Origin of the sequence: Rhizobacter sp. OV335 (assembly GCF_900142965.1) — a bacterium.
Taxonomy (GTDB): Bacteria; Pseudomonadota; Gammaproteobacteria; order Burkholderiales; family Burkholderiaceae_C; genus Rhizobacter.
Window position 1 is genome coordinate 159,734 of the sequence record NZ_FRCQ01000014.1, and the last position, 8,900, is coordinate 168,633.

The 8,900-nt window shown below is 66.3% G+C and carries 7 protein-coding genes; 1 reads left to right on the plus strand and 6 read right to left on the minus strand.

Annotated features, from left to right (window positions below):
* Positions 1-12: 12 nt before the first annotated feature.
* From BUE42_RS16550 to BUE42_RS16570, 5 genes are read right to left on the minus strand one after another with little or no spacing between them, the layout of a single operon-like run.
* Positions 13-1,506 (minus strand): aspartate aminotransferase family protein, encoded by a 1,494-nt coding sequence (locus tag BUE42_RS16550; RefSeq protein ID WP_073466200.1) that lies wholly within the window; start codon positions 1,504-1,506, stop codon positions 13-15.
* Positions 1,503-2,195 carry a class II aldolase/adducin family protein gene (locus BUE42_RS16555; protein WP_073466201.1) on the minus strand — a complete coding sequence of 231 codons (693 nt, stop codon included), beginning with the start codon at positions 2,193-2,195 and terminating at the stop codon, positions 1,503-1,505. The genes BUE42_RS16550 and BUE42_RS16555 overlap by 4 nt, the downstream gene beginning before the upstream one ends.
* Entirely contained in the window at positions 2,192-3,781 is a 1,590-nt protein-coding gene (locus tag BUE42_RS16560; RefSeq protein WP_073466202.1) for a xylulokinase, read from the minus strand. The genes BUE42_RS16555 and BUE42_RS16560 overlap by 4 nt, the downstream gene beginning before the upstream one ends.
* Before the next feature lie 13 nt (positions 3,782-3,794).
* On the minus strand, positions 3,795-4,685 hold the full coding sequence (locus BUE42_RS16565; protein ID WP_073466203.1) for a TorF family putative porin: 891 nt from the start codon (positions 4,683-4,685) through the stop codon (positions 3,795-3,797).
* A 37-nt stretch (positions 4,686-4,722) separates the two neighbouring features.
* On the minus strand, positions 4,723-5,154 hold the full coding sequence (locus BUE42_RS16570; RefSeq protein WP_073466204.1) for a DUF2147 domain-containing protein: 432 nt from the start codon (positions 5,152-5,154) through the stop codon (positions 4,723-4,725).
* Positions 5,155-5,267: 113 nt separating this feature from the next.
* On the opposite strand from BUE42_RS16570, the gene BUE42_RS16575 reads away from it, so the two are divergent.
* Entirely contained in the window at positions 5,268-5,963 is a 696-nt protein-coding gene (locus BUE42_RS16575; RefSeq protein WP_073466205.1) for a TetR/AcrR family transcriptional regulator, read from the plus strand.
* A 476-nt stretch (positions 5,964-6,439) separates the two neighbouring features.
* On the opposite strand, the gene BUE42_RS16580 is transcribed toward BUE42_RS16575, so the two are convergent.
* Entirely contained in the window at positions 6,440-8,770 is a 2,331-nt protein-coding gene (locus tag BUE42_RS16580) for an RHS repeat domain-containing protein (protein ID WP_159445432.1), read from the minus strand.
* Positions 8,771-8,900 lie beyond the last annotated feature (130 nt).

Consider the following 8,900-nt stretch of genomic DNA (forward strand, 5'->3'; position numbering starts at 1 on the left):
ATCAGGCTCGCGTCACACCAGCTTGAAGACGTCTTCGAAGCGATTCAGCGCATCGTCGATCACCTCGTCGGTGTCGGCCAGGCTGGTGTAGAGGCGGCTGCCGGCCAGCGTGATCAGCCCGTGCGCGGTGTAGGCCGCGCCCATCTCTTCCATCATGTGCTTGCGGGCCTTGGCCTCGTCCTTCGCGCGGTACAGCTTGTAGAGGCTGCTGGTGTCCATCAGCAGCACGCCCGAGGTCTGCAGGTGCACGATCGAGCCCATGTTGTAGACCACGTACGGCAGGCCGCGCGCGGTGATCAGCGTCTCCAACCCACGCCGCAGGCGGTCGCCGGCACGGCCCGCGACACCGGCTGCATCGACGCGCTCGGCCTCTTGCAGCGCATGGAATCCGGCGACGCACGACAGCGGGTTCGCCGACAGCGTGCCGCCGACGAAGGCACGCCGCGCCGTCGTGCCGATGCCACCGACCAGCAGCATCATCACGTCGCGCCGGCCGCCGATCGCGCCGGCCATCGGGTAGCCGCCGGCCAGGCACTTGCCGAGCACCGTGAGGTCGGGCTTCACGCCGAAGTAGCCCTGCGCGCCGCCCATGCCGATGCGGAACCCGGTGACCACCTCGTCGAAGATCATCAGCGCGCCGAACTCGTCGCACAGCGCACGCACCTGGCGGTTGTAGTCGGGGTGGACCGGGCGGGTGCCGCTCTCGGGGCCGAGCGGCTCCAGCAGCACGGCCGCGGTGCCGCCGCGCAGGCGGTTCAGCTGCAGCTTGCGGCGCAGCGCGTCGAGGTCGTTCGGGTGGCACTCCTGCGTGTGGGCCGTCGCGCCGCGCGGGATGCCGATGGCCTCCATGCGGCCGGTGCCGGGCAGCCGCATGCCGTAGACCAGCTGGTCGCTCCAGCCGTGGTACGCGCCGCCGATCTTGATGACCCACTTGCGCCGCGTGTACGCACGCGCAAGGCGCACCGCGCCCATCACCGCCTCGGTGCCGGAGCCGAGCAGCCGCAGCATCTCGACGCCCGGCATCGCACGGCACACCAGCTCGGCGAGCTTCACCTCGTACTCGTGCAGCAGCCCGGTGACCGGCCCGCACTCGTCGAGCACGCGGTTGACGGCCTCGCGCACCACCGGGTGGTTGGAGCCGAGCAGCGTCGGGCCGCCGGCCTGCAGGAAATCGATGTAGCGGTTGCCGTCGACATCGGTCAGGTGGGCGCCGTGGGCCTTCGCCGCCGCGATCGGGAACGGGTGGTTGAACGCCAGGTTGTGCTGCACGCCGCCGGGGATCACCGCCTGCGCCTGCTCGGCCAGGCGGCGCGAGCCGGCGCAGCGCTCGTCGAAGTGGCGCAGCACGCCGGCCATCGCGTCGCGGCGGATCGGGCGCATCGGCTGCTTGACGAGTTCGTCGAAGCGGCGGTAGAGCGAATCGACGTCGGGCCAGGCGGAGATGGCGCTGGTGGCGGTTGTCGGGGGTGCCGCAGCGGCGGAGTGGATCGGTGCGAGATTGCTCATGGTGCAGGTCTGTTCTTAGTCGCGAGGTGGATGGCATCGGCGAGCTCGGCATCGAGCCACGCGAAGACATCGCGCTGGGCCGGATCGGCGGTTGCGTCGACCTCGGCGCGCGCCGCGATGCGCTGCCGCAGGTGCATGCAGGCCAGCGTCTCCAGGTCTTCGACGGCCTGCACAGCGGCCTCGGGGCTGGGGCCGCAGCACAGCACGCCGTGGTTCAGCATCAGCCAGGCGTGGGTGTCGGGGCGCAGGCTGCGCGCCAGCCGGGCCACGAGCCACGAGGTGCCCGAGGGCGCATAGCCGACGACCGGCACCGAGCGCCCGAGCGATTGCCGCCACGGCCCGTCGGGCACCTCAAGTGGCTGCCCGAGCAGCGCGCAGGCGCTGGCGATCGGCTGGTGCGTATGGATGCTGCACTGCACGTCGGGCCGCGCATGCAGCACGCGCGCATGCAGGCCGGTCTCGACCGACGGCGGCTTCGTGCCTTCGAGCGGCGCGAGGTCGGCCAGGCGCAGCACGCACACATCGGCGGCCGTCATCGTCAGGTAGTCGGTGGCCGACGGCGTCACCGCGATGCGCTCGGCATCGATGCGCAACGCGATGTTGCCGCCGGTGCCGGCCAGGTAGCCGCGCAGCGACAGCTCGACGCACAGGTCGACGACGGTCTGGCGAACGAGCGCGGTGCCGCTCATGCCGCGGCCCCTTGCGGTGCGTTCAGCCGGTGGTAGAGCGGCGCGAGGCGCTTGTGCACCTCCTTGAAGGTCTCGAACTTGTCGCCGTACAGGCGGCGCAGCGCACTCGCCGGCTCGTAGGTGCGGCGCGTGCGGCGCAGCGCGGCCAGGTCGGCGAACTGCAGCGCGCCGATGCCGACCCACGCGATGCTGGCGGCGCCGATCGCATTGGCCTGGATCGCGTTCTCCAGCTGGCGGATCGGCTGGCCGGTGACGTCGGCCATGATCTGGCACCACACGTCCGACTGCGCGCCGCCGCCGACCGCGGTGACGGTGGCCACGTCCCGGCCCAGCAGCCGCGCGAACGGCTCCAGCATCCAGCGCGTGTTCAGCGCCACGCCTTCCAGGAAGGCCCGGAAGATGTCCTCGCGCGAATGCTCCAGCGACAGGTTCAGCAGCCCGGCGCGCAGCCGCGGGTCATCGACCGGCGTGCGCTCGCCGTGCAGCCACGGCGTGTACAGCAGGCCGCGTGCGCCCGGCGGCACGCGCGCGGCGATGCGGTTCAGCAGCTCGTAGACCGCAGGGTGTTCTTCGTCGCCGGCGAGCTCGTCCGGGTGGTACAGGATGCGGTCGCGCAGGAAGGACAGGTTCGCGCCCGCGGTCGACTGCAGCGCCATCGCGAGGTAGCGCCCGTCGACCGCGCACGGCACCGCGGCGATCTTGTGGCGCACGTCGGTCTTCATCGCCGGCACATGCGCGCCCAGCCACGACGAGGTGCCGAGGTACAGGTGCGTCTGGTAGTCGGCGACCGCCGCACCGACCGCGACGGCCGAGGTGTCGATCGCCCCGCCGACCACCACCGTCTTCGGATCGAGCCCGAGCGCCAGCGCGACGCCGGGCAGCAGCGGGCCCAGCACCTCGGTCGAGCGCACGATCTCGGGCAGCTTGTCGGCGTCGACGCCGAGCAGGCGCAGCAGGCCGGCGTCGTAGCGCACGTGGTGCGAGTCGCGGTTGTCGGTGACCCAGCTGGTGAGCGCCGAATCCTGCGTGGCGCAGAAGCGGCCGGTCAGGCGCAGGTTCAGGTAGTCGGGCACGTTGAGGAACTTGTGCGTGCGGGCGCAGCGCTCCGGCTCGTGGTCGTGCAGCCACGCGATGTGGCCGGCCGAATCGCGGCCCGACAGCGACGGCGCGCCGCCGCTCAGCCGCAGCCAGCGCCACAGCCTCAGCGGCCCGTAGCCTTCGATGTTGAGGCCGCGGCCGCGGGCGCGGCGGGCGATGGCATCGGCACCGCGCGCATCGAGCCAGGTCATTGCACGGCCGATCGGCTGGCCGGCGCTGTCGACGCACACCGTTCCCTCGGTCTGCGCCGAGCAGCACACCGCGACCACGCGGCGGCGCAGGCGCTCATCGGCCAGCAGCTCGCCGGCCGCCGCGATGAACGCGGCCCACCAGTCGTGCGGATCCTGCTCGGCCGCGGCGCCCTGCACATGCAAGGGCACCGCGCGGAAGGCCCAGGCCTGCACCGTGCCGTCGATCGCCACCAGCGCGCATTTGCAGCCGGAGGTGCCGAGGTCGACCGCGAGCACCAGCCGTTCGTCAATCGTCATCTCGTGGTCGTGCTCAGAACTTGCGCGAGACCGTCACGAAGAACTTGTTGTTGTCGGTGGCCTTCAGCTCGTCGCCGTCCTGGGCGAGGTAGAGCTCGCGCACGCGGGTGTGCGTGGTGACCCAGTCGGCGCTCCATTCGAAGCCCCAGCGCTTGTGCGTGATGCCGATGCGGTAATCCGAGAAGTTCGCTTCCTTGAAGTTCTCGATCTTCTGGTAGCCGGCGTGCAAGTTCAGCGTGGTGGCCGGGTCGAGGTGGTGCTTGTAATCGAGGTCGTAGAGCCAGCTGCCACGCGAGTTGTTGTCGCCGCGGGCGTAGCACTCGAGGCCGGCGGTCGGGTCGGGCATCAGCGCGAGCATGGTGCCGCAGACACCACCGGTGTCGGCGCCGCGGTAGGTCTTCGAGATCACGTTCAGCACGCGGCCTTCGATCGCGCCCCAGCCGACTTCGAGCACCGCGAACTGCGAGTTGTAGTTGGTGCTGCGGACATCCGTCGGCACGAAGTTCTCGAAATCGAAGCCGTGCGGCGCATCGAACCTGGCGCCGGGGAACAGCTCGGCAGCCAGGCCGAGACCGAAGTGCCAGCCCTCCGGGTCACCGAAGCGGTAGCCGGCACCCAGCGTGATGCCGAAGCCGTCGCCCTGCAGGAACTGCTTCTTGCTGACCGACGAGAACTCGATGAGCCCGATCACGCCGCTCTCGTGCGCGGCCTGCACGCTGAGCTTGATGCCCGGCTTGTTGAGCGAATCCGAGACGCCGCGGGTGCGCTGGTCGGAGGTGACGCGCACCTCGGTGTCGACGGCGTAGCTGGCCGTCTGGCTGTCGGCCGCGAAGGCCGGCGCGGTGATGGCAAGCAGCATCAGGCCGATGGGCACCGGCGGCCGGCTGAACAAGGTCGGTTGCATGGGCGTCTCCAGGGGTGGGGGTTGAAGCGGATCGGGATCAGGGTTTGCAGACCGGCGTGTCGGGCAGTGCCGTCACGCGCTTGAGCTGCTCGGTCTGGCCGAGCACCTCGACGCCGACGAAGGCGCGGATGTGGAGATCGCCCGACTTGATGCGCAGCACGCCCTTGTATTTCTTCTTGTCGCGCGGGTCGTAGACCCAGCCGTCGCGCCAGGCGTCGGCGTCGTAGCGCTCGAGCTGCGCGATCAGCACGCCGCAGGTGTCGGCCGAGGTGCCGGCGTCCTTGTCCCAGACGATGCGGCCGCACAGCGCGGCAGGCCGATCGGCGCAAGGCTTGAACTCGATCACGGCGTCTTTCTCGGCGGTCTGCCACAGGCCCTTCGCGTCGTCGGGGCCGGCCGCCATGGCGGACAGCACCAGCAAGCTCAACATCACGCCCGTGACCCACTCAACGCAAGACATCCACTTCATGTCGCCGCCCTCAGTCAGTAGTCATCGCTAGTTTATAGTCATGACTATCGTTTTGTCACCCACTTGATCGACCTTCGATCACCGGACAATCCCTGAGCCACCTGCCCACCACGATGCCGACACCCCGGAAGAACCAGCCCGCGCTGGCGACCAAGAAGCAGCCGGCGCAGCAGCGCGCGACCGACACCTACGAGCGCATCCTCGAAGTGACGGCGCAGACGCTGGCCGACGTGGGCATCGAGCGGCTGTCGACCAACCTGGTGTGCGAGCGCGCCGGGCTGACGCCGCCGGCGCTGTACCGCTACTTCCCCAACAAGTACGCGCTGCTGAGCGAGCTGGGACAGCGGCTGATGCAGGCGCAGAACGAGCGCATCGGCGACTGGATCTCGCCCGAGGTGCTGGCCGGGACGGCAGAGGACCTGGAGCGGGCACTCGAGGGGCTGATCCTTGCGACGCATGAAGCGACTGCGCAGACCGAAGGAGGCGTGTGGATCATGCGGGCGCTGCGCGCCGTGCCGGCGCTGCAGGAAGTGCGGCTCGCGTCACACGGCGCGGTGACGCGCGAGCAGGCGCAGATGCTGGCGAGCGTGCTGCCGGGGGCGGATGTGGCCGAGCTGCAGCTGGTCAGCCGGATCGTCGTGGAGCTGGTCTACGCGACGGTGGAGATGCTGTTCGATGAACCGCTCGATGCGACCGCTGTGGCGCGCACGGTGGCGGGGATGATCGCGAGTCATCTGGGGCGAGTGCGGCCGGTGGAGGTGGAAGCGCCCAAGCCGGCGAGGAAAAAGGCGGGACGCCGAGCTTCCTGAATTCGGCGCGGCAGAGAAACTGGGCCGCTTCAATTGTGAAGAGAACTCCGGCTGAATATCCCACGCCGAGCAACTGTTCGACACTTTACCGCTGATTTTTTCTGCGCAATCCTCCATCAAGGATGGAGGAAGTTTCACGCGTCAGGCGTCAGACTTGATGCGCCCCCAAATCCTCGGCCCGCCGGCCCTCGACCCATTTCAGATATTCACGCCTCAACGCAGAGAATCTCTCAAGTTCCCAGTTGTCTTCAGCCGGAATTATTTTTGACCCTCGAACCAGTTTTCTATCGATTAAAAACTCAATCCATGACAGCTTGCGAGGCAGGACCTCACCAAATAGCATTATATTATTAACATTATCAATAATATAAAACATCGCGGATATCTCCGAGACGGAACCGAGCATTCCGGGCCTTATATTCACCGTATTCTCGAACCATTTCATAAACTCGATGCATTTCTGATAATTTTCCATATTACTTGTATTGTGATATATTTTTTAGAGTCTCAATAATATAACTATTTGGGCCAAGGTTTGAATTATTTAGCATATTTACATACTGACTATACAACATCCCCTCAGCGCCAGTGTAAGAGTCGAATACCTTATCCCCAAATCTGACGGCAAAATGCTGAAATGCGGTGTACTTGTCGCCGATATAAACAAAGTTTGTTCTCGAAGGCGCTATCCTAATAAACTCCGGCGTCAAATTAACGGATTTAGCTGCTCTAGCTATGCCATCCGCGACATCTACGCATTTATTGGTCGCCAACGGATATCGGGTTGTCAATGTCTGGACAGCCCCTTGAAGTTGCTGCAATTTGGTTGCGAGGGCTAGAACACCGGCGCCAGCCCCTGCATTCTGCGCAATAAGGATTGCCTCTTCAAATTCCCCGCGCGCAGCCATGGCCAGTATGCGCGCATTTACCGTGTCCATCAATCCATTCGGGTCAGTCCGACTCAAAGGATCTCCACTCACATAAGCGTAGGTGTTCAGCCCTCCCGCAAGCCCGATTGGATCCGGCTGCGTGTACGCTCCCTTCGAGTTGTCATAGCTGCGGAAGTAGTTGTACCAAAGCCCCGACTCCGCATCCGCATACTGCCCCGGGAAACGCAGGTTCTGGGTGAAGGCACCTAGCCCGTCGGGATCAGTTTCCGGCGCCGTCGCACCGAAAGGCTCGGCCAGCCAGCGCCAACGCTTGGCTCCGCCTTGGTCCACAACGACGCGCGGTGCATTCAGATGGTCGGCATGGATGTAAAAGATGAGAGGCGGACCGCTCGTGTTCGCCGGATCCGGGGTGAACATCGCCACCGGAACGCTGTCCAACCACACGTATTCGCGTAGCGCCTTGCCGGTTTGGTCGTATTCGCCCAGCAGTTGCCCTTCGAGGGCGTAAACGAAGATCACCGTCTCACCGGTGGTCGTCACCTTGCGGATGCGCCGGCGCTGTGCGTCATAGTCGTAGCTGCCGGTCACGCCCGCTTTGGTGATGCTCGCGATCGCGCCGTTCAGTCCATAGGCCGCGGTGTAGTTCGCGCTGTCGCTGGTCGTGTTGCCGGCGCTGTCGTAGCCGAAGCTTCTTGCCGGGTTCGTGATGCTCGTCAGTCGGTTGCTCGTCGCCTCGGTCGTGTAGATGCTCGGGTTGCCGTTCAAGCTCACGCTTGTGCGGTTGCCGTTGGAGTCGTAGGCAATCGACCAGCTCGATGCGGCCGTCGTGATGCTGGTGAGCCGGCTGTTCTCGTCGTACCCGAAGCTCTGGTCGAGTGCGGGTTGCGCAGTGCCGTTGCTTGCCAAGAAGTGCGTGAAGCCGCTGATGCGGTCGGCCGCGTCATAGGTCAAGTCGCGCAGCGCGTTGCCCAGCGGGTAGCGAACGATGCGACCGCTCAGGTCGAACTGCCGCATGTGGGTCACCAAGCCGCTGGCCATGTGCCAGTCCCAGCCGCTCACCGGTCCGAAGGGTTCCCATTTCACGTTGCTGATCAGCGGGATGGGCGTGCTGCCGGCGTCCTTCGCCAAGCCCATGCCGATGAGCTCGCCGGTGTCGCGCGTGATCACCAGCACCCGGCCCGATGGATAGGTGATGGTCATCAGGTCGCCATGCGAGTAGGCGTACTTCACTGTCGTCTGGATCGGAACAGCGTTCGCGCCAGCCCTCGCGTTCACCGACCGCACTGCTTCCGTGACTCGGCCCCGCGGGTCGTACTTCACTCGGGCGAAGCCGTTCGGATGGTCGATGCGGCTGAGTCGGCCGATGCTGTACGTGTAGTCCGGGCCGGTGAGGTCCCAGGTCCACGTCACGGTCTGGCTCGGCTGACCGCTCTGCGTGTAGACGAGGCTGGTCACCCGGTTCAGCTCATCGTACGTGTAGGTCTGCGTCACGCCCCGGCTGTCGGTCAGCGTCTTCAGGTTCCGCGCCGAGTCGTAGGTGACGTTCGTGATGCCGGTGTCCGGGCTGATCAGCTGCGTCGCATCGCCGAAGCCGTTGCGCGGGTATTGCGTGATCAGGTTGCGCGGGTCGGTCACCTTGGTCGCGCGTCCTCCCCCGTCGTACTCGATCGCCGTCTTGCCGTTCTTCGGGTCGGTCAGCTCCTTCACGCGGTATTGCGCGTCGTAGCTCGCCTTGTTCTGCAGGTTCAGGCTCTCGGGAGCCTTGGTCACCTTGGTGGGATTGCCCTCGGCGTCGTATTCATAGGTGGTCACCGGCGTCGGAGACACGGGCGGGGGCGGCACTTGGGCCATCGCTGCATGGGTCAGCAACGCCGCCGCAGCCGTGGCGATCAGGTTGCGCTTCATCGTCTTTTTCATGTTCTCACTCCCTGCCCGTGCTCTGCTGCGCACGGCCCAGTGCATCCATCGCCCGGGCCAAGCCGCGCTTGAGCGCACCGGACGGATCCTTCACGCGCTGATCGGTCTGGTTGCCGGCGTTGTCCAGCAC

Coding starts and splice junctions, on each gene's coding strand:
- BUE42_RS16575 (WP_073466205.1), top strand. CDS start 5,268: ATGCCGACACCCCGGAAGAACCAGCCCGCGCTGGCGACCAAGAAGCAG.
- BUE42_RS16580 (WP_159445432.1), bottom strand. CDS start 8,770: ATGAAAAAGACGATGAAGCGCAACCTGATCGCCACGGCTGCGGCGGCG.
- BUE42_RS16550 (WP_073466200.1), bottom strand. CDS start 1,506: ATGAGCAATCTCGCACCGATCCACTCCGCCGCTGCGGCACCCCCGACA.
- BUE42_RS16565 (WP_073466203.1), bottom strand. CDS start 4,685: ATGCAACCGACCTTGTTCAGCCGGCCGCCGGTGCCCATCGGCCTGATG.
- BUE42_RS16570 (WP_073466204.1), bottom strand. CDS start 5,154: ATGAAGTGGATGTCTTGCGTTGAGTGGGTCACGGGCGTGATGTTGAGC.
- BUE42_RS16560 (WP_073466202.1), bottom strand. CDS start 3,781: ATGACGATTGACGAACGGCTGGTGCTCGCGGTCGACCTCGGCACCTCC.
- BUE42_RS16555 (WP_073466201.1), bottom strand. CDS start 2,195: ATGAGCGGCACCGCGCTCGTTCGCCAGACCGTCGTCGACCTGTGCGTC.